This is a genomic window from Bacteroides sp. 1001136B_160425_E2, from assembly GCF_015559655.1.
GTDB classification, from domain to species: domain Bacteria; phylum Bacteroidota; class Bacteroidia; order Bacteroidales; family Bacteroidaceae; genus Bacteroides; species Bacteroides luhongzhouii.
Map to the genome: position 1 here is coordinate 231,776 of NZ_JADMQH010000001.1, position 24,561 is coordinate 256,336.

Genomic DNA, 24,561 nt, shown 5'->3' on the forward strand with positions numbered 1-24,561 from the left:
CTCACTGTTTCCTTTCCACGCATTTACAAAAAAAACAAAAGGATTTACAATTATTTCTTCAATAAATATGGTCTTTTTTCCAACAAAAAAGTCTACCTTTGTCAACTCATTCAACTATTAAAACCGCAATTGCTTCTGCATTATACACAAACAAATACGGTAAAACGAAAAAACTCAAATTAAGAAACGTATGAAAGTTTACCAAGCATTTGCTTTCCTAAGTATCTTCATCATATTGTTCTATAATTGTTCGCTCCCTGCTGATGACGAAGAAAAGGGAGATTTAGAAGGAGAAGACACTATCACGCCCGAACTTCCCTGGGAAGGAGAGATGGACAAATTTACCATCAATTCTAAAGAAGGAATCCATCTGAATGATCCACAGGAAGACGCCGGAACAGCTTATGTCACCATTCCTTCCACTTCTGTAAAAAATACCCGTTGGGAATTTGGAGTTCACCTTACCTTCAACCCTTCCGCCAACAATTATGCACGATTTTATCTGACTTCTTCCTCAAACATTCTTTCCGGTAATTTAAACGGTTATTATATTCAGATAGGAGGAGCAAAAGATAATGTAACTCTTTATCGTCAAAACGGAGACCAATCTAAACTACTGGCCTCGGGAAGAGAGTTGATGAAAGGAGACTCTTCACCAAAACTATATATAAAAGTAGAATGTGACAATAATGGTTACTGGACTTTTTGGACACGACGTGAATCCGAGAATGAATACGTAAAAGAAAAACAAATAAAAGATACCGATATACAAACTTCTCACTATTGCGGTATATACTGCATTTATACCAAAACCCGCTGTAAAGGATTCACATTTCATCACATACAGCTATCTAATAACGTAGAAACGGACACTACACCTGATGAAATACCTGATAATCCCGGAACAGATCTACCGGACAACCCTGACACTCCCGAATTTCCCGAGTTACCGGAAGATGTAAGAGGTATGCTTCTTTTCAATGAAATAATGTATAACAATGCTACTGATGGTGCAGAATATATAGAAATCTACAATCCGGGAGAAAAAGCAATTAGTCTGCCAGCTCTCTATCTATATAAAATGTATGAAAGCGGCACCGTATACAGCACCACAACTCTTTACAAGGAGAATTCCTCCGCTCCCCTCACCATTCCATCCAAAAGCTATCTTTGCTTCACCAAATACACCGGTAAGGTCATTCAAAAACATAAAGTAAATGGAGAGAACCTGATAGAAATATCCAAATTCCCGACTCTTAATAACGACGGAGGCTATCTGGCACTCTCTTGTAGCGAGAAACCGGAGAAAGGACAAACTTTTGATACTTGTCGTTTTAGAGATGAGATGCACGATACTGACAACAAAAGGACAACCGGCATTTCACTTGGAAAGAAATCACCGGAGTTGTCTTCACTCAATAAGAATTGGCGTTCCTCCAAGCATGTCACCGGAGGCACACCGGGAATAAAAAACATATAAGAGTATACATATATATGATAAATTCCCTACTTTTGTAGACAAAGAAAAACTGATTCGGATCATTCATCCTCAAACGAACTTAAATAGCAGATATGAGTCCAGCCGTTATATCTATTACTATTGTGGCATACTTTATAATCCTGTTCACTATCTCTTATATAGCAGGACACAAAGCCGACAATGAGGGATTTTTTGTCGGAAACCGTAAATCGGCATGGTATATTGTTGCTTTTGCCATGATTGGTTCCACGATTTCGGGGGTTACTTTTGTCTCTGTTCCGGGCATGGTACAAACCAGCTGTTTCTCTTATCTGCAAATGGTACTCGGCTTTATAGTCGGGCAGTTTATTATAGCCTTTGTACTTGTCCCACTGTTCTATCGGATGAATCTAGTTTCTATTTATGAATATTTGGAGAACAGATTCGGAGCATCATCTTATAAAACAGGAGCATGGTTCTTCTTTATCTCAAAAATGCTGGGAGCTGCCGTTCGACTATTTCTGGTATGCCTGACACTGCAACTGCTGATCTTTGAGCCTTTCCATCTTCCTTTCCTGTTGAATGTCATGCTTACCGTATTTATAGTATGGCTCTATACCTTCCGGGGCGGAGTGAAATCATTGATATGGACGGATGTGCTGAAAACATTCTGCCTGGTAGTCTCTGTGGTACTATGCATTCATTACATAGCTTCCAGCTTGCACCTCAACTTTAGCGGCCTGATTACTACCATATCAGATAGTGACTTCTCCAAAACATTTTTCTTTGATGACGTGAACGACAAACGCTATTTCTTCAAACAGTTTCTTGCAGGAGTGTTCACCGTCATTGCCATGAACGGACTCGACCAGGATATGATGCAACGCAATCTTAGCTGTAAGAACTTCCGGGATTCTCAAAAGAATATGATTACAAGCGGTATCTCGCAATTCTTTGTCATTTTGTTGTTCCTCATGCTCGGTGTATTGCTTTATACATTTACGGCAAAGCAGGGAATCGCCAATCCGGACAAGAGTGATGAGATATTCCCAATGATTGCCACAGGAGATTATTTTCCGGGAATAGTAGGTATACTCTTTATCATCGGATTAATAGCTTCCGCTTACTCGGCTGCCGGTTCGGCACTTACGGCCCTGACCACTTCTTTCACTGTAGATATCTTACATGCACAGCGAAAAGGAGATACAGCGCTTAGCAAGATACGCAAACATGTACATATCGGTATGGCTATTGTTATGGGAATCGTTATTTTCATTTTCAACCTACTGAACAATACCAGTGTGATCGATGCTATTTATACATTAGCCAGTTACACCTATGGTCCCATCCTCGGACTATTTGCTTTCGGTATCTTCACCAAGAAACAAGTTTATGACAAATATATTCCGTTGGCAGCTATCGCTTCTCCTGTACTTTGTTATGTCCTGCAAAGGAATTCGGAAGCATGGTTCAACGGTTATCAAATCAGCTACGAATTACTGATAATCAATGCTTTGTTTACCTTTATCGGGCTATCTTTGCTCATTAAAAAACAAGACAAAGCGACGTCACACCCCATTAAAAAATAAGATAATGAAAACAACAATCAACTGTTTTCTCCCTTTTAGCAGGTTGGAAGAAACCATGAAAACGGTGAAAGAATTACGTGCATCGGAGTTAGTAGATAACATCTATTTATTAGCATCCCCTATTACCAATGTCTGTCTTCCCGGATGTGAACTTATCAATGTAGAGAAGTTACAATCCACAGAAGCAATGCAAGCCATTGCCGCACATTCAAACGGAACATATACCTTGCTTTATACCAAACATACTGCGCTGCAATTGAATCTGTTTGCACTTGAGAGAATGGTTCAAATCATGGAAATGAGTCAGGCAGGCATGGTATACGCAGATCACAATCAACAGGTGGGCGGCACAATAAAACCGACTCCAACCATTGACTATCAACTCGGCAGTCTTCGGGATGATTTCGATTTCGGTTCATTATTATTGTTCCGAAGCGATGATTTCAAGAAAGCAGCAAAAGCTACAAAAGAGAAATATCAATATGCAGGTCTATATGATTTAAGACTCAAAGTTTCTCAAAAGAGCGAACTGGTGCATATCAATGAATATCTATACACGGAAGTAGAAAATGACTTACGAAAAAGCGGTGAAAAACAATTTGACTACGTAGACCCTAAAAATCGCCAGGTACAAATCGAAATGGAACAGGCATGTACCAGTCATTTAAAAGCAATCGGCGGCTATCTGAATCAGGATGCCGGGCTTGTGGACTTTTCCAGTTCCGTTTTCGAATATGAAGCTTCTGTTATTATCCCCGTGCGCAACCGCATACGCACGATTAAAGAGGCTGTTCAGTCAGCTTTAAGTCAGCAAACGACTTTCCCTTTCAATGTCATTGTGATTGATAATCATTCAACAGACGGCACGTCTGAAGTACTTCAATCACTAAGCACCGACCAACGGCTGATCCACGTAATTCCTGATAAGGACAGTCTTGGCATCGGTGGTTGCTGGAATGTAGGCATCCACCATGAAAAATGTGGAAAGTTTGCCGTTCAGCTTGACAGCGACGATGTGTACAAAGACGAATATACCCTGCAAATCATAGTCGACGCTTTCTATCAACAGAAATGCGCCATGGTAATCGGCACTTATATGATGACCGACTTTGAGATGCAGGAAATTGCTCCCGGCATCATTGACCATAAAGAATGGACACCCGACAACGGACGGAACAACGCATTACGTATCAACGGTCTGGGAGCTCCCCGTGCATTCTATACGCCCATTCTTCGGGAAATCAAAGTTCCAAACACAAGCTATGGAGAGGACTATGCCCTTGGATTGAGAATTTCACGCGATTATCAGATAGGCAGAATATACGACGTGATTTACCTTTGCCGCCGATGGGAAGGAAATTCGGACGCTGCATTGTCCGTCGAGAAAGTCAACCAAAACAATTTGTATAAAGACCGGCTTCGCACCTGGGAACTGCAACAACGCATCCAACAACAAGATGCGCTATTAGAGAATTTCCAGCAAGAAATCGAACAGTTATTCCAAAAGCAAATCCTTTCATGGGAACTTGCCAAAGAGAATTTCCGAGCGCTGGAACAATATCGGGAACAAACAAAAAAAATGAATGGAGAGATAGATGGCGAATATGTACAAGCACAATTATTCTTTAATCCGAAACGTATTTTGTCGACTACCGCACAGACAGATGCCACCTCTATTCACTCGCGGTCTTGCTTCCTCTGCCAGACAAACCGCCCGCAGGAACAAGAGTTTCTCAGCTATAGGAATTATCAGATACTGGTAAATCCCTACCCCATATTCAATACCCACCTCACGATCGCGGATAAGAAACATCAACCGCAATCCATAACCGGACGTTTTGAAGACATGATAGAATTCACCGACATCATGAAAGACTACTTCCTCATGTATAATGGTCCGGAATGTGGAGCCTCTGCTCCCGACCATGCTCATTTTCAAGCCTGTAGCAAAAACGAAATCATATATGGAGTGTTTTACGATACCGATAACGATAATACTTGTTCGAAATTAATAGACAACGATCAGGTGAATATAATTTCTGTAAATTCTCCTGTCTGTTTAATCAATATCCAGGCGGACAATAAGAAAACAATGTCAGAAACCTTTTATCAGATTTACGACATTTTGGCGGCAAATAGCCACGGGAAAGAGCCCATGATGAATATTCTTGCCTGGTATGGTCTGGAACGCACCAAAGAATTCTTCGGAGATAACTACGACTATGAATTTGAATCAGTGGCCGCACGCCCTTATTCTTGTAATATCTTCCTACGCAACAAACATCGTCCGGACTGTTACTACGCAGAAGGAGCCGAACAGATTCTTATTAGTCCCGCCATTGCCGAAATGAACAGAATATTTCCCATAGTACGTGAAGAAGATATGAAGAAACTGACTATTGAAAAGATATACGATATCTATCGGGAAGTATCTATATCTCAGGAAAAGCTACAAGAAATATCAGAACGCATTAAAGCCGTATTATGACCGAACCTCATATCGCAGTTGGAATTCTTTCCGGAAAAGAGATTAGGTTCTCTTTTCCGGAAAGCTTTATATCTTCTGATGGAATAGTAATCTCCGGAATACAGCAAACCGTCTATCAGAAAGGAAAAATCTGTTGGCAGGGGAAAGAGTATGACAAACTATCCTTCACTCCTCAACAGCCTACTTCTTCTTTCTTCGAACTGCAGGATGTTACTATCGGCATCAACTTTCATTGGGAACGTAAAGAAAGTCAAAGGTTCAAAGGAGAGCTAAAAATAATCATTGAAGAAGAGCAACTCACTGCTATCAATGTGATCTCCATCGAGGAATATCTCATCAGTGTGATTTCATCAGAAATGAGTGCTACTGCTTCTTTAGAACTGCTAAAGGCACATGCCGTTATCTCCCGAAGCTGGCTGTTGAATAAGTGGAAGACAGAGAGTAGAAACCAAGAAATGGAGAACGAGAAAATAGGAAAGTCTATACAAAAGGATAGCGTAGCCAATTCTCAATTCTCCATCCTCAATTCTCAATTTATCAAATGGTACGACCACGAAGCACACAAGAACTTTGACGTATGTGCAGACGATCACTGCCAACGGTATCAAGGAATTACACGTGCCTCAACACCACAAGCTATCGAAGCAGTCATTGCTACCCGGGGTGAAGTATTGATGTATGCAGGAACGATTTGTGACACCCGTTTCTCTAAATGTTGCGGCGGAGCTTTTGAAGAGTTCCAGAATTGTTGGGAAAACGTAAAGCACCCCTATCTCATCGGTCAACGGGATTGTAAGGTCGAAAACCAACTGCCCGATTTGACAATAGAGACAGAGGCTGACAAATGGATCCGTACTTCACCTGACGCATTCTGCAACACGCAGGATAAAAAGATTCTAGGTCAGGTATTAAACAACTATGACCAGGAAACGGCAGACTTCTATCGTTGGAAAGTCAGCTATTCCCAACAAGAACTTTCAACACTGATTCATCAACGTTCGGGAATTGATTTCGGGCAAATTCTGGATTTAATTCCTATAGAACGTGGAACGTCGGGACGTCTTGTGCGATTGAAAATTGTAGGAACCTTGCGAACGCTTATTATCGGAAAAGAACTGGAAATACGTCGTACCCTATCCACTTCCCATCTGTATAGCTCCGCCTTCGTTGTAGATAAGGAATATGAAGAAAAAGGACATAAAGAGGATAAAATACCTTCACGATTCATCCTTACCGGAGCCGGATGGGGACATGGAGTAGGACTTTGTCAGATTGGTGCTGCCGTAATGGGAGAGCAAGGTTACAAATATGAAGAAATACTGTCTCACTATTACCCCGGCAGTACGCTCGAAAAACAATATCAATAAAAAAGAATAATACCATGACAACACCCACTATAAAGAGAAATCCCTGGAGCTGGATACCAACCCTCTACTTCGCAGAAGGGCTGCCCTATGTAGCGGTAATGACAATTGCTGTTATCATGTACAAACGTTTGGGATTATCCAATACGGAAATAGCCTTATACACTTCCTGGCTCTATCTTCCCTGGACTATCAAACCGCTATGGAGTCCATTCGTCGACCTGGTGAAAACGAAACGCGCCTGGATTATTGCCATGCAAGGTTTCATCGCTGCCGGATTTGCAGGAATAGCCTTCTTTATTCCGACTGCTCATTATGTACAGTTGACTCTTGCCTTTTTCTGGTTGTTGGCGTTCAGTTCCGCTACGCATGACATCGCAGCAGACGGTTTCTATATGCTCGGACTCAATAATAAGGAACAATCTTTCTTTGTCGGTATTCGAAATACGTTTTATCGGCTTGCTAATATTTTCGGGCAGGGAATTCTAGTCATGCTGGCAGGATGGCTGGAAACATCACAGAACAATATTCCCTTGGCATGGAGTATTACATTCTACCTTCTCGCCGGATTATTTCTGGCTCTTACTATCTATCATCGGCTTATCCTCCCCCATCCTGATTCGGATATTAAACGTCCCGGACTCACACCGGGTAAGTTGTTGGGAGATTTTCTCCTGACCTTTGTCACATTCTTTCAGAAAAAGAACCTGGGTCTCATGTTCTTTTTCCTCCTCACCTACCGGTTGGGAGAATCACAGTTAGCCAAAATTGCTTCTCCTTTCCTGCTCGACACTAGCGATAAAGGTGGACTGGGTTTATCTACGGCAACTGTCGGAATGATCTACGGTACCATAGGCGTCGTAGCTTTGTTACTCGGTGGAATCATCAGTGGTTTCCTCGTTTCCCGCGACGGATTCAAAAAATGGATATTACCCATGGCATTAGCCATCAACATTCCCGATCTATTATATGTATGGATGGCTGCCGCCACCCCGGACAATCCTATATTTATAGCCATTTGTGTAGCTATCGAACAGCTGGGGTATGGTTTCGGCTTTACCGCTTATATGCTATATCTGATTTATATTGCGGAAGGTGAACACAAAACGGCGCACTATGCTATCGGAACCGGATTTATGGCACTGGGCATGATGCTTCCGGGGATGCCTGCAGGATGGATACAAGAACATCTCGGATACACAAATTTCTTTATCTGGGTTTGTATTTGTACCATACCCGGTATCGTCGCCTCATTAATGATTCGCAACCGACTGGAAGATGCTTTCGGAAAGAAACAATAAAAAGCTCAAAGATATGATACTCATTGCAGATAGTGGTTCTACCAAAACCGACTGGTGCATCGTTTTCAACGGCACCCCAATCAAACGAATTGGAACAAAAGGAATTAACCCCTTCTTCCAATCAGAAGAAGAAATTCAACAAGAGCTGACACATTCCCTTCTACCACAACTACCGGAAGGAACGATCAACTCCGTCTTTTTTTATGGTGCAGGATGCACTCCCGAAAGGGCTCCTGTTCTCCGGCGGGCCATCGCCGACAGCCTGCCCGTCATCGGAAATATCAAAGCCAACTCGGATATGCTTGCCGCTGCCCGCGGACTATGCGGACATGAAGCAGGGATTGCCTGCATCCTCGGCACAGGTTCCAATTCTTGTTTCTACAATGGTGAAGAGATTGTCAACAACATCTCCCCTCTTGGATTCATCCTGGGCGACGAGGGAAGCGGAGCCGTCCTTGGCAAATTACTGGTGGGAGACATTCTGAAGAATCAACTTTCTCCTGCCATCCAAGAAGCATTTCTAAAACAATTCGACCTGACAGCTCCCGAAATCATCGACCGGGTTTACCGTCAGCCCTTCCCGAATCGTTTTCTGGCAAGTCTGTCCCCTTTTATAGCGCAACATCTGGAAGAGCCGGGGATACGACAATTAGTGCTTGGCAGTTTTATTGCTTTCTTCCGAAGAAACGTAATGCAATATGATTACACGCAGTATCCTGTACACTTTATCGGATCAGTGGCTCACTGCTACAGGGAGATATTACAAGAAGCTGCACAAGAGACAGGAGTCAGAATCGGAAAGATTCTCCAAAGTCCGATGGAGGGGTTAATTTTATATCATACCGCTTCATCTCAACCATTGTAATTTGTATTTTTACTCAATTGCCATTATCAATATGCAGATAACCGAACAACCGTCGCTCTACGACAATCTGGAAAAGAAGTCCGTACGGGAAATATTAGAAGACATTAACCGGGAAGACCAAAAGGTGGCGCTAGCCGTTCAAAAAGCCATTCCACAAATCGAACTGCTCGTCAATCAAATTGTGCCCCGCATGAAACAGGGTGGACGTATCTTTTACATGGGTGCAGGTACCAGTGGTCGCTTGGGAGTGCTGGACGCTTCAGAGATACCTCCGACATTCGGAATGCCCCCTACCTGGATTATCGGATTGATAGCCGGTGGGGATACCGCCCTGCGCAATCCGGTAGAAGGTGCCGAGGACCATATGAACCGGGGATGGGAGGAACTTACGGAATATCATATCAATCAAAAAGATACAGTGATTGGCATTGCAGCTTCGGGAACTACTCCTTATGTAATCGGTGCCTTACGAGAAGCCCGCAAGCATGGTATCCTGACAGGTTGTATCACCAGTAATCCCGATTCTCCAATGGCGGCAGAAGCCGATGTCGCCATCGAAATGATTGTCGGTCCGGAATATGTCACAGGAAGTTCGAGAATGAAATCAGGCACCGGACAGAAAATGATTCTGAACATGATCAGTACGTCGGTGATGATTCAACTCGGACGGGTGAAAGGAAATAAGATGGTAAACATGCAGCTTAGTAATCATAAACTGGTAGAAAGAGGAACCAGGATGATTATGGAGGAACTGGGATTAGATCATGACCATGCACAAAAATTGTTGCTGTTACACGGTTCAGTAAAAAAAGCGATTGACTCTTACCGATATTCTCAAGATCATTAAAATCTCTACTTACTCTTGTTTAACCAACTTATATTATACGAATCACATACCAATCTTATTAATACGGAATATGATACATTAACCATTATTATTCATCCGACAGCCTCATAGATACAATACAAAATGATTTTGAAACAAAATCAAAACCATTTATTGAACAAACCGGTTTGTTCACACTTCTTCATTTTATCCCCGAAGAAAAAAACTTCAAGAAAAAGCGGATTGGTATCAACAGTATAAATAATTGAAACATACCCAAAGCCCGTTCTTATCAATACCAACTATCTTTGCATCGTGTCACAGTACAGACGAAAAATAAACCATTCTTAGAATTTAAGACACAAAGAAGATAATCTCATTCAATATACTATTTATGAAGAAGAACATTTGCATCATTTTGAGCCTGCTGTTATATACAATAGGTATGCAGGCAGAAGTAAGACTTCCCGGAATCTTTTCCGACAGGATGGTTTTACAACGTGACACCCCTATCCCATTATGGGGTTTTGCAGATCCCAAAGAAACAGTTGTTATCGAATTCAACGGAAAGCAATACAAAACCCGGGCTTCTAAAACAGGAGAATGGGCGGTCAATCTGCAGAAGCACAAGGCCGGAGGTCCCTACGAATTGAGAGTCAACCAGAAAATAATACAAGATGTATACGTCGGCGACGTGTATCTATGCAGCGGACAATCGAATATGGAACTTACCGTAAAGCGTGTCATGGATAAATACAAGGATGAAATCGTATCGTATGAAAATAATCTGATCCGTTATACCAAAACTTCGTATGCTTACAACTTTATCGAACCTCAACAAGATAGCAATAATGAATGGAAAATCTGTACCCGGGAGAATGCATTGGACTTCGCAGCCCTATGTTATTTCTTCGCAAAAGAAATGCAGGCAGAGAAAGGAGTTGCAATTGGCATTATCAATAGTAGCTGGGGAGGGACAAACATAGCATCATGGTCTACCCGCCAGTCACTCGAGAAATATGCCAGATTCCGGGAAAAGCTCCAATCCCCACAGTACATCAATCCCGATTATCCGGATTCTGTGAAGAACGCCCAAAAAGAACAAGTGAATCAATGGCATCGACTGCAATCGTCCAATGATCTTGGAAACAAAGAAAAATGGACGCATAAAAACTTCGATGCTTCAGATTGGGAAGAAGTGGATGTATTCAACTCGAACTGGGGAGGTAGTTGGAACGCTCCTATCAATGGAGTACATTACTTCCGCCAGCGAATTAACATACCCGAATCATTAGCCGGACAACAAGCTGTTTTACGCGTGGGAACACTAAAAGACTCGGATGCTACTTATATAAACGGTATCTGTATAGGAAGAACAAGTTATCAATATCCACCGCGTATCTATCAGGTCCCGACAGACTTACTCCGTGCCGGTGAAAACGAGATTGTCATCCGTCTTGTCAGCAGTGCCGGCCGACCGGAATTTGTAAAAGGGAAGCCTTACCAATTGGAAATAGCCGGGCAAACAATTCCGCTGACCGCTATGTGGCAGTATAAAACAGGCTGTATAATGAAGCGTATTCCCTCTACTACAGGATTCCAAAATGAACCCACCGGACTATACAATAGCATGATTCATCCGTTACGCAACTACGGAATACGAGGTGTAATCTGGTATCAAGGAGAGTCAGATACGGGTCCTGAAGGTAGCAAACATTATGAAAAACATCTGATTGATCTTGTAAACGACTGGCGTATCCAATGGAACAATAAAAACCTGCCTTTCGTCATCGTGCAACTTGCGAATTACCAACAAAGAAGCAAGGTGCCTGTAGAAAGCGGCAACGCACAAGTGCGTGAAGCACAACGTAAAGCAAGTCTTCAGTTAAAGAATGCCGGACTGGCTACTGCCATTGATTTAGGTGAAAGTAATGATATTCATCCGCTCAACAAAAAAGACTTGGCACACCGTTGTGTGCTTCAAATGAATAAGCTAGCTTTCGGTGAGAAGAATATCATAGCAGAAGGTCCTATGGCAGAGGTTGCCGAACTGAAAGAAGACGGTCGGATCGTTGTCTTTTTCAAGCAAGGAACGGGCACTTTAAAACACGCTAAATCATTAGAAGGCATTGCCATTGCTGCCAATGATGGAAAATATAAATTTGTAGAAGCCTATACCGAAGGCGATCATGTAATCGCCATCTGGAACGGAAAAGGAATACCGTCAAGCATCCGCTATGCATGGGAAAACAATCCCCCCTCTTCCATCTACAATACAGAAGGATTTCCCGCATCGAGTTTTCAATTACCAATCATCTACAAAGTAGAATATCCGGTAACAGTGAAACGTAAGATAAATGATTAACAAACTATTAAATATTGAAACCATGAAAAAATTATTTCTGTTCTTCTACCTCTCTGTTGTGAGTATAGCGGCATTTGCCGCTGAACAATTCGTAGTATTCACACCGACCGGTAATCATTTTCCGTTGATATCCAAAGGAGTTCCTTGTCCGATATATGTAGATTCTTCCGAAGACAAAGGAGTAATGATTGCTGCCGGCAATCTTCAACAAGACATACTGCAAGTATGCGGACAAAAGCCCGAACTCATCACAAGCACAAGTTCGAAACGGTGTATCATTGCAGGTACTTATGGCACTCCTTTTACAAAGAAGCTGGTGTCAGCAGGAAAAATAGACAAAAAGGAATTGGATGGAAAAAATGAAAAATACATCCTGCAAGTCATCGCCCATCCTTGTGAGGGAATAGATGAAGCGGTAGTTATCATCGGCAGCGACAGACGTGGCACTATTTATGGTATCTACGAGCTTTCTGAACAGATGGGAGTATCTCCCTGGCATTGGTGGGCAGATGTTCCCGTCATGAAACAAGCAAATGTATATATTAAACCCGGACAATACTCGGACGGAGAGCCGGCCGTAACCTATCGCGGTATCTTTCTGAATGATGAAGCACCGTGTCTTACCCGATGGGTAAAACACACTTACAGCACCAACTATGGCGACCATCGTTTTTATGCACAGGTGTGTGAACTGATACTACGCCTGAAAGGTAATTTCCTTTGGCCGGCCATGTGGAGCTGGGCTTTCTATGCTGACGACCCGCAGAATAGTAAAACAGCAAGTGAAATGGGAGTCATTATCGGCACGTCCCACCATGAACCGATGGCACGCAATCATCAAGAATGGTCACGCAAACGCAAAGAGTATGGAGCATGGGATTATACGACCAACCAAAAAGTAATCGACCAATTTTTCCGTGAAGGCATCGAACGGATGCAGGGCACAGAAGATATCGTAACCATCGGTATGCGCGGAGACGGAGATGCTGCCATGAGCGAAAGCACCAATGTGAAACTTCTGGAAAATGTAGTTAAAAACCAGCGTAAGATTATTGAGGAAGTCACCAAACGTCCGGCCAAAGAGACTCCGCAAGTATGGGCGTTGTATAAAGAAGTATTGGATTATTACGATAAAGGTATGCGTGTGCCCGATGATGTTATCATGCTATTGTGTGATGATAATTGGGGCAATGTATGCCGCCTGCCAAATGCCAAAGAACGTAAGCATCCGGGCGGTTGGGGCATGTATTACCATGTAGACTACGTAGGTGCTCCGAGAAACTCCAAATGGCTGAACGTAACGCCTATACAAAATATGTGGGAGCAACTTCAACTCACATACGATTACGGAGTAGAAAAGCTGTGGATATTGAATGTAGGCGATTTGAAACCAATGGAATATCCGATCACGCTCTTCATGGATATGGCATGGAATCCCAAGCAATTCAACGTCTCCAACTTGCTGGATCATCCCCGCCGTTTCTGCGCACAACAGTTTGGCGAAGATCAGGCGGATGAAGCTATGCGAATCTTAAACCTGTACAGCAAATACAACGGCCGCGTGACAGGAGAAATGCTCGACCGGAATACTTATAACCTGGAGACCGGCGAATGGAAACAAGTATCTGATGAATATCTGAAACTGGAAGCGGAAGCTTTAAGACAATACATATCACTGAAACCGGAATATAAAGATGCCTACAAGCAATTAATCCTCTTCCCTGTTCAAGCAATGGCAAACCTGTACGAGATGTATTATGCACAAGCCATGAACCATAAATTGTATAAAGAAAACAATCCGCAAGCTAATGAATGGGCAGATAAAGTGGAACAGGCTTTTGCAAGGGATAAAGCGTTGAGTGACGATTATAACAACGTTATGTCCGGCGGCAAATGGAAGAACATGATGATTCAGAAACATATCGGTTATACCTCATGGAATGATAATTTCCCTGCTGATACACTGCCTAAAATCTACCGAATCGAGCATCCGGAAAAGGCTGTCGGTGGATACGTATTCACCGGACAAGACGGATATATAGCCATAGAAGCCGAACATTACTACAGCGCTAAAGCAGCGCCTGGTACGGAATGGACAGTGATTCCCTATATGGGGCGTACCCTTAGTGGCATGGCTTTGATGCCTTACACACAACCTACTGACGGAGCTTCTATCTCCTACAAGATAAAGTTGCCCAAAGGAGTCGACAAAGTGACTGTTCACGTGATAGTGAAATCCACTCTTGCTTTCCACGACCGGAAAGGGCATGAGTACAGTATCGGATTCGAAGGAGGAAAGAATCAGATAATCAATTTCAATCATAATCTGAATGAGCTTCCTGAAAATGTATACAGCATATACTATCCGACAGTCGCACGACGCATCGTTGAGAAAAAGGTCAAACTGAATGTACCGAATACATCGGACGGTATGCATACAATCACTTTCAAACCTCTTGATCCGGGCATCGTGCTGGAAAAGTTGGTTGTAGACTACGGAGGCTACAAGAAATCTTATCTGTTTATGAATGAATCGAAAAGCAAGAGAGATAATAGATAAAAAGATCAATGTAGAGACAAGTCAATTACTACACACTGATTGTATTTACATATAAATTTTGCAGTTCTTATTGTCAGCCGTCATTCCTATTCATTAGATAAATGATTTTCAACCCATTAGATGCTGACAATAAGCCCTGACAATAGGCTGACAATAAAACTTATAAAATGTTATTGTCAGCCTATTATTTTATGATTTTGCTCTCCCATATCTCCTATCCTCCAGCTTTACTTACCTTTCAAGAAAAGCCGCCATTAAACATCCGTCATACAACCGGCATACTTATATCATTCAATAACTATTGTTCGATCAGGATACCGGTATACTTAATTCTTCACGGCCGTGGTAGCTTCTTCCCACAGCCGTGACGAGTTCCTACCACGGCCGTGGGAAGATCTTGTCACGGCCGTGGGAAATTAATGATACCGGTACTTTAATGGAACGATACCGGCATCCCAACGCAACTATACCAGCTTCTCTTCTTATATTTCCCCACTTAATCAACCTGCAAACAAGCTACTTGACAAGAAGGCAAGGCTGATAATAAAAAGAACACCAATCACGATATATTACCTGAGCACAATAGTGTGATTTTACTCAAAGGCATGAGATCATAAATTAGATAGGATTTTTACAGGCTAATAACTTTCCGAATAAGAGGTCGATTATACACAAAAACAGCCCTCGCTACGGAGAATAATTCCGTAGTGAGGACTGTTTCTTTCAACAAATAAATACTTAATCTATTTCATCTGTCAGCACAAACTTGACAATCTTGGTTATACCTACCTTTGATTTAGCGATGTAAATCGCCTGCACCTTATCTATATGTTCAAGTTCACAAACGGTTTTCGTTTTTCCGGCATCTATTCCTCCTATACAAGTGCTCTTTTCAACTCCATCATAAAGTACATAGATTTCCACACGAGAGTCTGTAGCCTCTATCTCTAAAACAATATGATTATAAATGGAAAGGTCCACATTTTTCGTATTCTTCCAACCGTACTGTCCGTAAGCATGGTCATAAGTAATCGTCTGTGTTTCGCTGTCTCCTCTGGAGAAATACCCATACGTCCGAGGGAAAAGTTGAATAGGCTCTTCTTTTGCGTTCGCTGCTATTGCGGCAAACAAACAAAACATAAGTAAGAAACTTTTCATTCGTATTCTCATATTATTCTTTTATTATAGTTCTATTGGCACTAGCGGAACCAAACGCATATTGGCAAGTCCCATTTCAAAGTCTGTAATATTCACACAATTCCATTGAGGATCTGCAGTCTGACCATTTTTGTGCATGAAATTACCATTAGAGAAAGTAAACAATGACGTATAAGTTATAGCATATTTACTTAACCAAGCTCCCAGCGTCATTGTTTCCGACTCACCTGCCGTATCCAATATGAAGTCTGTGAATCTATAAGTAAAGGTATGCCATTCTCCATTAAAGTCAAATGGTTTATCCACTCTCCACGGAGCAATATTTATATTACGGGATCCATTCAGCCCACCTCCGTCTTTATTCACACGCCAAGCCAACATTCCGCTTATCCATGGGGTAGGCATATATATATCGACCTGCATCGCAATATCTTTAATCAGAGTTTCTCTGGTTATCTCAATATCCGTTTTCTCCAATAGCTTTTCCAATTGACTCCTTGTCGAGAATCTCAAATAAGCTCCATGGCTACTGGTACTTACCGGAACAGAACTACTCTTAAAGTAAATAAAGTAATCGGGATTCACCGGATGAGTATCATTTGCCGGACGGTTATCCGGGTTATACAATGCTGATTTATTATACGCCATAGGACTTCCTGACGGACTGCCCAGTTTCAACTCTTCATCCGTAAACTCTTGCAAGAACACTCCCTGTTTGTAGAACATGACGATTCCTTTCACTTCAACATCAGCACCTTCGCTCTCTATACGAATATATCCTGCCTTATCTCCTACACCTTCCGGCACGAGTACATCCATGGAAGTCGCATCCGATGAAGCACTCTGAACGAGACCTTCCTTTTCACCTGTGGAAGAAGGGAAAAAGACTTTCGCCTTATCGTACAGATTGACACCTGTAAGCCGGATCACATTACCTGGTTTAGGCATCGTATATGAAATTTCCGTCACACTAGGGACAAAACCTAAAAGAGTAAATTCCCGGCTAACACCATTTTCATCATACGCATTGACAACAGTCAGTTCTCCGTCGCCCACTGTAAAATCTTCCGCATCTATCGGTACTGTGAAAATGATACGGTTGCTTTCTATCGTTGTCGGCTCTATTTCCTGATTGTTGAAAGACAATTTTTGAAAAGTGGCAAAGTATTTTCCTTCAATGACAACCACCGAGTTGCGCCCGGCTTCCGTAATGGCATTACCATTTGCATCTGTAATTCGGCTGATTTCTACCTGCTTGCCCGCAATAACACAATCCAACGTGCGATCATCATAAGCCGTCACAAGACGCATCTTATTCCGGCTGTCCAGATTCTCGACAGCATTCCCGAAAGGCAAAGTTTCCGGAATAGTCACAATCAGGAAAGCATCGCTCTTTTCTTCGGCAGGGATACCGGCCAAATCAACAGAAGCACCATTAATATACAGTTCATTGGCTGTTTTCAGTCCGTTACCCTCAATACGTATCTTACCACCTATCGGCAGTTCTTGCGCTGCTTCCCACGTTCTTCCTTCATTTTCTGTCAGCGAAAAACCGGTCACAGTAATTTGCCTGCCAAAGAATTGAAAATCTTCGGCCGTACAAGTAGCGGCTCCCGCCTTATTCACTACCCGGATCAAATTGAGGTTAACCTCTTTAATCGCTCCTTCATCTACAGGAATGTCTGGAATAACAAACTCTATCGCATTGTCTTCCGCATGAAAAACGGAAATGAGCCCACCATTGATATAGACGGCAATCGTCTGCGCCATGTTAGTACCCTCAATACGTAAAGGAGTACCAATCCGAATTTTACTTTCTGCTCCGGGAATAATCCATTCTTCAATGTCTTCATCCCAAACACACACTTTTACAATGGTAGGAGGCAGCAGATTATCTACCGTTTCATTGTCATCGCTGCAAGAAAATAATCCCATTACAAAGGTTATTATCAGACAAGCAATTATTCCCGATTGTATAGATTTAAAAGTTTTCATATCTAATCTGTTTCATGTTTATATTTTATTCTTCCGGAGTCACATAGGGAACCAAACGCAAGTTGGTGATGAACATACGGAAATCCGATCCCTCTTTCATGGTCAATCCGGCCGACAGGACATCGAAGTTGAGGATAGTGAACAGTGAGTGTACACCGCTCACACTCCAAGCATCAATCGCCTCGCCCAAGTTGGCATACTTGGTATGTATCTCGAAAGTAAGAGTCTTCCAGCTGCCGTTAAATGCGTATGGCTTATTGTTAGTCCACGAAGCCACATTCCATGCACTTTCACCATTACCCTTTCCGCCATTCTTGTTCATGCGCCAGCCTACCACACCGGTGCTCCAATCATGGTTCATATAGATGTCTGCCTGCAAAGCAGCCTTGCGGGCATCCGTTTCTCTGGCCCATTCTCCGTCACTGTTGTCTATCAGATACTGTAATTGCATTCCTGTATTGAAACGGAAATAACCGAAAGGCGAATTATTATCGCTTACCACCGGAAGAGTGGCCGGAGCTGTTTCGGGTATACTGAAGACATAGGCTCTGGCACCTGCGGGCACTTGCGGCACATCCACCGCGTTGATTGAGTAATAGGCACATTTCTGCGGAGAGACTACGCTTCCGGACACACCATAGTTCAAAGCTGTGGTTCCTTCATGGTCGTGCACAAACATTGCTTTGTCGTAGAACATATAATTGGGGGTATAATAGTTCTCACCCAATTCTGCCATCTCCACCCGGAGGGAACCGCTCCGTTCGCCCACTCCATCAGGCACCTTAACAGTTATCCGCGTTCCATCTTCGGATACCACCATATCCCCAGCGCCCTCGATATAGGGAACCTGCACTTCATTGCCGTCATTGCCCGGAAAGTAAACGGCCGATGCACCATTGAGGTACTTCCCTATAAGGGTGATGTAGTCGCCCGGATGGGGCAGCGTGTATGACACATCAGTAATACCGGGCATCTTGTTCACATCCTTAAAGATGAAACGGTATACTCCTTCACCGTGGGAAGTTACCACCCTGAGGGTATTTTTCACTGATTCATCTTCTATCTCATGTGCCATCGGAACGCTGGAGGGAACTTTAAACGTAAGATGAGAGTCACTCATATAAGTAGAATTGTATTCCTTCACCTGCAAACCGTTGCAATAAATAGCTTGCAAACCACTAAAGCCGCTACCGTCCACCCGAATCCAGGTTCCGGTATAAACAGAGGTAATCTGTTTGGCTTCTTCACCAAGCATATTGCTCCACACACTGTATATGCGGACATCATCATCGTCGTCAGAACAAGAAAATATGCCAAACAACGAGAACAACAATAAAGTGCTCAAACACAAATTCGTTAATATCTTATCTGTTATCTTCATAGTAGTCATCTTATTTGTTAAAATCATAAGCAACAGGTGCTGTATTTAATAACGGGTCACGGGTACTTTCCACTTCCGGATAAGAAAATGCCCATACATTGTCATCAGAGGTATTTGAATGTACGTAATCTCCTTCCGCCAATGGAGTATGAGTAGCTCGCACCGCCAGTTTGGCTCCGTCGGACTGGCGGGGACTGTCAGAGCTGAATGCTGCCTGAAGAGTGTTCTTGTTTATCGTATAATAGTAAGCATACCATCTGTTGCTGTCCCATTCGTCACTGCGTACCTGTCCTCCTTCATCACCTTCGGTCATAATAACCAACTCATTATTGATAAAGTCGGTCACCCACTTTGTGTCGTAAAACGAACGGCGTACCAACGTAGGCCACCAAAGACCTTCCATAAAGAACTCTACACGAAATTCTCTCAACAAATCATTACGGGTGAGATAGTTGGTGTCATAGTAGGTCAATTCGCCACTCTCTATCTCCATCTTGTAGCCACGCTTCCGGACATCGTCGTAATATTTCAAGGCCCCCCGGTCGGTCAGCTCATCACTGGTTCCCATACAAGCCTCCACATACAGCAGGTAAACTTCCGCAAGGCGCAACATCGGTGTGCAAAAACCGGAGTTCCCGGAAATAGCTATATTGTCGGTATCTTCCGCACTGCCTACCACCTGTTTCTTGAAGGCAACTTTTCTGTTCGTTTCCAATCCAGCCGCTTTCTGTCCGCCTTTATATCCGGCAGCCCAACCACCATCCTCTAAATGTGTACCGATATAGTCATAGAACTCTCCCGGACAAAGCACATTACCACGCAGACGGGAACGTCCGCCGGAATTAATCAGCATACGCAGGCAGTCGTAAGATACATAAGAGGAGTTGTAGGCACTTAAGCCGTTCAGCAATTCTGTGTAAGAACACAAACCGCTTCCGTTGCTGTTACCCATTCCGTAGGAGTCGACACCTTGCAGCGGTTGCAAAGCAAACAATACCTCTTTGCAATTATTGTTCTGTACCCGGAAGATTTCTTCATATTCTTCCATCAATCCATATCTGTTCTGAGCAAGAATCACTTCTCCGGCAGCCTCCTTGGCCAAGCCGTAAAGAATGTCAGCCAAATCGTGAGAACCGCTGGCCTCATAATAATCCATAGTAGCCTGTGTACAGTGTCCGCCACGCGCATACGCTGCCAGCGTTACATAATAGCGTGCCAGTAGTCCCAAAGCCGAATAGCGAGTCACACGACCATCCGCGTCGGCAAGCGGCAACCACTCCGCAGCGTACTCCAAGTCGCGGATACCGTAGCGAATCACATCCTCGAAGCGTGTGGGAGCCATATTGAAAGCTTCCGTATGAGCAATTGGATTCTCCATAATGGGCACATCATGCCAGTAGGAAGCCAAATAGTAATAAGCCGCCGCCCGCATGAAACGTGCTTCTCCCTCGCAAGCATTCGCTTGTACTTCACTGAAATGTTGGCGTCCCTGTGGCGCATAATCGTTAATGATGTAGTCTGCCTGCGTAACAACAATGTAAAGTGAATTCCACGCATCGGCAAGTCCGGGTGTATTGGGTTTGTCGGTAAAGAGGCAATAAGGAGCATAGCCTGTCTCGTTGTTGTTGTCACCGTAGATATTGTTTCCGCGTGCATCTCCCATCGCAAACAGACGGGTACTGTGAAAACCAAACCAAGGTTTCATATAAAGATAAGCTGTTGCCAAACGCAACTCGTCATAAGTAGTAAAGGATTTGTCCATTTCTTTCTGGTTGGTGGCACTTACTTGCAAGAAGTCATTGCAGGAAGTAAGGCTTGCCATCGCGACCATTCCACAAACAACTGATAATATAATATTCTTTTTCATGGAAGTTTTCTATTTAAAAGGTTAAATCAATACCAAATGTATAAATCCGGGGAGAAGGGCAACGCCCCGTATCCACTCCGTACATCAACATACTCTGACCGGAATAAGAATATTGCGCCTGTGTAGAGCCAATCTCCGGATCGTAACCGTCATAGCCTGTGAATGTATATACATTTTTAATATTCGCATAAATGCGCGCATTCTCTATCTTCAGTTTTTTCAACCAATTCTTTGGTAACGTATATCCCAAAGCGATATTCTGTATACGCAAGAAAGAAGCATCCTCCACATAACGACTACTGATACGGTCGTTATCATTGGCATCATTAACAGACATACGGCATAAACCGTTAGAACCGGGTAGAATATACATGTTCCAGACATCGGTATTATCCGGATTTCCATCAAGGTATCCCAAACGGGCATGGTTGGCAACGGACGCGTGTACATTACCGCTCGAATTGGGGTTAGTAATACGACGGGACAGATAGTTCATCGCTTTGTTTCCATACGAGCCGTATAGGAATATGGTCAAATCGAAATTCTTATAATTAAAGGTATTATTAATACCATAGGTAAATTTAGGCAACGGACTTCCCAAGAATGTCTGATCTTTTTCGTCAATCACTCCGTCATTATTCAAATCCTCAAAAATATAGTCGCCAATATAAATTTGTTTGATAAGGCTACCTTTATCCGTACCCGAGTTAACCACCTGTTCACCTACCCGCAATACCGGGGTAGCAATCTTTACCGTACTAGTTCCATCACCATTATCTATCAAATAATCGGAAGCGCTATTGATGCGGCCGATTGCCTTATAGCCATAGAACTGACTGACAGGCTTTCCGACTGCAGTGCGGGTAATCACTTCCGTCTGACCACTATTTTGATAAGTCTTGTCGATAAAGGCATTCTCTGTATTCATACTTGCTACCTTGTTGCGGTTCAAACTGAATGTAACATTTGTACGCCACTGAAAATCCCTGTTGGAGATATTCACCGTGTTCAATGTAAATTCAAAACCTTTATTCTCCATGGAGCCTATATTCGCCCATTGGGCTGTTGCAGCACCATTACCAGTAGTTCCCATATATCCCGGATAATCTTGTTGCAACAAGAGGTTCTTTGTCTTTTTGATATATGCATCCAGAATAAACTCGACGCGGTTATTAAAAAAGTTCAGGTCGATACCTGCATTCCAAGAACGGGTACTCTCCCATGTCAAATCGGGATTAGCGATATTGGCGGTCTGCAAACTCGTCCCCCAGATAGACTGCACATACGTTCCCATCCGTTGGTAAGCAAATGCAGTGACATTGGAGTTACCAACTTCACCATAACTCAAACGCAACTTGAAGTTATTAACCACATCTTTCAGCGGACGCCAGAATGACTCTTCGGAAAGACGCCATGCCACAGCTACTGATGGGAATGTCCCCCACTGATTTCCCTTGGCAAAACGGGATGTTCCATCGCGCCGTACCGTAGCCGTTAACTGGTAACGGTTGTCGTAACTATAAAACAGACGACTGAAATAAGAGAGATACGTTGCCTTGCTTGCCCTTCCACTATTGGTGGCATACGCAGCATCACCTGCATCCAAGTCTGTCAGCAGATTATCACCATGTGTACGTTTTCCCTGAAGATAATCTGAATTTCTGGAAGTCATCTCATGTCCTAACATCAAACTTGTCTTATGCTTACGTTTGAACGTCTTCTCCATCGTCACTACATTCTTCCATCCCCAGTAAAGCCCGTAGTTTTTGGAGTGTTCATTAGTAGGATAAGGATTCTTTGAGTATCCCAATTCATATTGGGGAAGGAAATATTGATAATTATCGATATTGCCGTCTGCCGTAAAATCAGTACGGTAAGTCAGCCATTTCCACGGATTGATTTTCATGAAAAGATTGGCACGAGCACCTCCCTTTTCATTATTACGCTGCGTTAACGCCGCCAACGCTACCGGATTACTGTAGTTGCTTAAATTCTGCTGATCGTCCTCTTCCGGCCCGGAAAAGTTACCATTCTCATCACGTACGGGAACATCCGGTGCTTGATAAAGTGCATTGGGAATGATAGACCAACTAGCCATGCCTGTACCTTGCTTGGTATAAGATACATTCACCGTACCTCCAAAACGAACCTTAGGAGTAACCTGTATCTCTGTTCCCATACGGAAGGTGTAACGCTCAAAATCCGAACCGATACAAATACCGTCCTGACTCAAATATCCACCGGACAGGTTATAGCTGACCGTTTTTGTTCCGCCACGAATTGACAGATTATAGTTCTGCAACAGAGCATTACGGAATATCTCATCCTGCCAGTTAGTACCGTCACCTAAAGTTTCAGGATGACTAAAAGCATCTTTCACCCTGCTGGCATTTATAAGGGCATACAATTCATTATAGTGACGAGCGTAATCACGCAAATTCATCATATCAATTGTATTCGGTATTTCCTGATTTCCCATAGAGACTTGAAAATTAATTCGGGGCTTGCCTGTTACACCAGCTTTCATCGTAATCAATATAACACCATTAGCCGCCTGCGCACCATAAATGGCAGTAGCCGAAGCATCCTTCAAAATTTCAATGCTTTCAATATCAGCCGGATTAATACCCGCAATAGCATTACTTGTATTCGAACCTGTTTCACCGGAGATAATGACTCCGTCTACTACATAAATAGGTTCATTGGTACTGTTTAATGAATTCACACCACGAATCTGAATAGATGTACCTCCACCCGGGACACCGGAGTTTTGCGTCATCTGCAATCCTGCCGCACGTCCCTGCAACGCCTGGTCAATTGTAGAAGCCATTGATTCTTCTATGGACTTAGCATTGATGGAAACGACTGATCCTGTCAAGTCCGAACGTTTCATTGAGCCGTATCCTACCGCTACCACCTCATCCAACATATTCTCATCATTCTCCATCGTGATATCCAGTTTGCCGCCTTTCGTCACTTTCCGTTGAATGGTCTTCATTCCAATATATGAGAATACAAGGGTAGAAGCTGATGATATATTCAGTGTATAGTTACCATTCACATCGGTAGTAGCACCTTTACTAGTACCTTTCACTTGAATACTAACACCTATCAAAGGTTCTCCGGCATCATCAACCACTTTACCGGTAACAGTAATGTCTCCTTCAGAGACAACATGCGGAAGAGGAGAAAATGCACCTCCGGTCGCATAAACAGGAGTGACTGCAAAAAACATAATAACCGAACATAATCCGGCTAGCAGCACACATCTTGAAAAATAATTGTTCTTCATATATATTACATTTATAAAATATTGCTTTATTATTTTACACACATATTTAGC

14 protein-coding genes are annotated in these 24,561 nt (G+C 43.0%); 9 read left to right on the forward strand and 5 right to left on the reverse strand.

Annotated features, from left to right (window positions below):
- Nucleotides 1-190 precede the first annotated feature (190 nt).
- From I2I04_RS00885 to I2I04_RS00925, 9 genes are all read left to right on the forward strand, one after another.
- Nucleotides 191-1,480, forward strand: coding sequence for a lamin tail domain-containing protein (locus I2I04_RS00885; protein ID WP_195654056.1), 1,290 nt, complete (start codon nucleotides 191-193; stop codon nucleotides 1,478-1,480).
- 92 nt (nucleotides 1,481-1,572) lie between these two features.
- A complete protein-coding gene (locus I2I04_RS00890) occupies nucleotides 1,573-3,048 on the forward strand; it encodes a sodium:solute symporter (RefSeq protein WP_143256959.1) in 1,476 nt (491 codons plus the stop codon).
- Nucleotides 3,049-3,052: 4 nt separating this feature from the next.
- The gene (locus I2I04_RS00895; protein WP_195472189.1) at nucleotides 3,053-5,536 is read left to right on the forward strand and encodes a DUF4922 domain-containing protein; all 2,484 of its coding nucleotides are present in this window, start codon (nucleotides 3,053-3,055) and stop codon (nucleotides 5,534-5,536) included.
- Nucleotides 5,533-6,903 carry a SpoIID/LytB domain-containing protein gene (locus I2I04_RS00900; RefSeq protein ID WP_195472192.1) on the forward strand — a complete coding sequence of 457 codons (1,371 nt, stop codon included), beginning with the start codon at nucleotides 5,533-5,535 and terminating at the stop codon, nucleotides 6,901-6,903. The genes I2I04_RS00895 and I2I04_RS00900 overlap by 4 nt, the downstream gene beginning before the upstream one ends.
- 14 nt (nucleotides 6,904-6,917) lie before the next feature.
- Nucleotides 6,918-8,201 carry an MFS transporter gene (locus tag I2I04_RS00905; protein ID WP_185911595.1) on the forward strand — a complete coding sequence of 428 codons (1,284 nt, stop codon included), beginning with the start codon at nucleotides 6,918-6,920 and terminating at the stop codon, nucleotides 8,199-8,201.
- 13 nt (nucleotides 8,202-8,214) lie between these two features.
- The gene (locus tag I2I04_RS00910; RefSeq protein ID WP_195472197.1) at nucleotides 8,215-9,066 is read left to right on the forward strand and encodes an ATPase; all 852 of its coding nucleotides are present in this window, start codon (nucleotides 8,215-8,217) and stop codon (nucleotides 9,064-9,066) included.
- Nucleotides 9,067-9,097: 31 nt separating this feature from the next.
- Nucleotides 9,098-9,913, forward strand: coding sequence for an N-acetylmuramic acid 6-phosphate etherase (gene murQ / locus I2I04_RS00915; protein ID WP_143256955.1), 816 nt, complete (start codon nucleotides 9,098-9,100; stop codon nucleotides 9,911-9,913).
- 373 nt (nucleotides 9,914-10,286) lie between these two features.
- Nucleotides 10,287-12,257, forward strand: coding sequence for a sialate O-acetylesterase (locus tag I2I04_RS00920; RefSeq protein WP_195654057.1), 1,971 nt, complete (start codon nucleotides 10,287-10,289; stop codon nucleotides 12,255-12,257).
- 22 nt (nucleotides 12,258-12,279) lie between these two features.
- Nucleotides 12,280-14,817: a glycosyl hydrolase 115 family protein gene (locus I2I04_RS00925; RefSeq protein ID WP_195654058.1), complete on the forward strand. Its 2,538-nt coding sequence runs from the start codon at nucleotides 12,280-12,282 to the stop codon at nucleotides 14,815-14,817.
- 738 nt (nucleotides 14,818-15,555) lie between these two features.
- Here the strand turns inward: I2I04_RS00925 and I2I04_RS00930 are convergent.
- The 5 genes from I2I04_RS00930 to I2I04_RS00950 are packed head-to-tail and all read right to left on the reverse strand — an operon-like array spanning nucleotide 15,556 to nucleotide 24,510.
- Nucleotides 15,556-15,957, reverse strand: a complete 402-nt coding sequence (locus I2I04_RS00930; RefSeq protein WP_229126892.1) for a hypothetical protein — start codon at nucleotides 15,955-15,957, stop codon at nucleotides 15,556-15,558.
- Nucleotides 15,958-15,999: 42 nt separating this feature from the next.
- Nucleotides 16,000-17,970 (reverse strand): glycan-binding surface protein, encoded by a 1,971-nt coding sequence (locus tag I2I04_RS00935; RefSeq protein ID WP_229126893.1) that lies wholly within the window; start codon nucleotides 17,968-17,970, stop codon nucleotides 16,000-16,002.
- 25 nt (nucleotides 17,971-17,995) lie between these two features.
- Nucleotides 17,996-19,351 (reverse strand): glycan-binding surface protein, encoded by a 1,356-nt coding sequence (locus I2I04_RS00940; RefSeq protein ID WP_195654059.1) that lies wholly within the window; start codon nucleotides 19,349-19,351, stop codon nucleotides 17,996-17,998.
- A 10-nt stretch (nucleotides 19,352-19,361) separates the two neighbouring features.
- Nucleotides 19,362-21,218, reverse strand: a complete 1,857-nt coding sequence (locus tag I2I04_RS00945) for a RagB/SusD family nutrient uptake outer membrane protein (protein WP_143256951.1) — start codon at nucleotides 21,216-21,218, stop codon at nucleotides 19,362-19,364.
- 13 nt (nucleotides 21,219-21,231) lie between these two features.
- Nucleotides 21,232-24,510, reverse strand: coding sequence for a SusC/RagA family TonB-linked outer membrane protein (locus tag I2I04_RS00950; protein ID WP_143256950.1), 3,279 nt, complete (start codon nucleotides 24,508-24,510; stop codon nucleotides 21,232-21,234).
- Between the last annotated feature and the right edge of the window lie 51 nt (nucleotides 24,511-24,561).

Bases quoted from the DNA above. Each gene is read 5' to 3' on its own strand.
- I2I04_RS00910 (WP_195472197.1), top strand. From the start codon at position 8,215: ATGATACTCATTGCAGATAGTGGTTCTACCAAAACCGACTGGTGCATC.
- I2I04_RS00885 (WP_195654056.1), top strand. From the start codon at position 191: ATGAAAGTTTACCAAGCATTTGCTTTCCTAAGTATCTTCATCATATTG.
- I2I04_RS00950 (WP_143256950.1), bottom strand. From the start codon at position 24,510: ATGAAGAACAATTATTTTTCAAGATGTGTGCTGCTAGCCGGATTATGT.
- I2I04_RS00940 (WP_195654059.1), bottom strand. From the start codon at position 19,351: ATGAAGATAACAGATAAGATATTAACGAATTTGTGTTTGAGCACTTTA.
- I2I04_RS00930 (WP_229126892.1), bottom strand. From the start codon at position 15,957: ATGTTTTGTTTGTTTGCCGCAATAGCAGCGAACGCAAAAGAAGAGCCT.
- I2I04_RS00920 (WP_195654057.1), top strand. From the start codon at position 10,287: ATGAAGAAGAACATTTGCATCATTTTGAGCCTGCTGTTATATACAATA.
- murQ (WP_143256955.1), top strand. From the start codon at position 9,098: ATGCAGATAACCGAACAACCGTCGCTCTACGACAATCTGGAAAAGAAG.
- I2I04_RS00900 (WP_195472192.1), top strand. From the start codon at position 5,533: ATGACCGAACCTCATATCGCAGTTGGAATTCTTTCCGGAAAAGAGATT.
- I2I04_RS00945 (WP_143256951.1), bottom strand. From the start codon at position 21,218: ATGAAAAAGAATATTATATTATCAGTTGTTTGTGGAATGGTCGCGATG.
- I2I04_RS00895 (WP_195472189.1), top strand. From the start codon at position 3,053: ATGAAAACAACAATCAACTGTTTTCTCCCTTTTAGCAGGTTGGAAGAA.
- I2I04_RS00890 (WP_143256959.1), top strand. From the start codon at position 1,573: ATGAGTCCAGCCGTTATATCTATTACTATTGTGGCATACTTTATAATC.
- I2I04_RS00905 (WP_185911595.1), top strand. From the start codon at position 6,918: ATGACAACACCCACTATAAAGAGAAATCCCTGGAGCTGGATACCAACC.
- I2I04_RS00935 (WP_229126893.1), bottom strand. From the start codon at position 17,970: ATGAAAACTTTTAAATCTATACAATCGGGAATAATTGCTTGTCTGATA.
- I2I04_RS00925 (WP_195654058.1), top strand. From the start codon at position 12,280: ATGAAAAAATTATTTCTGTTCTTCTACCTCTCTGTTGTGAGTATAGCG.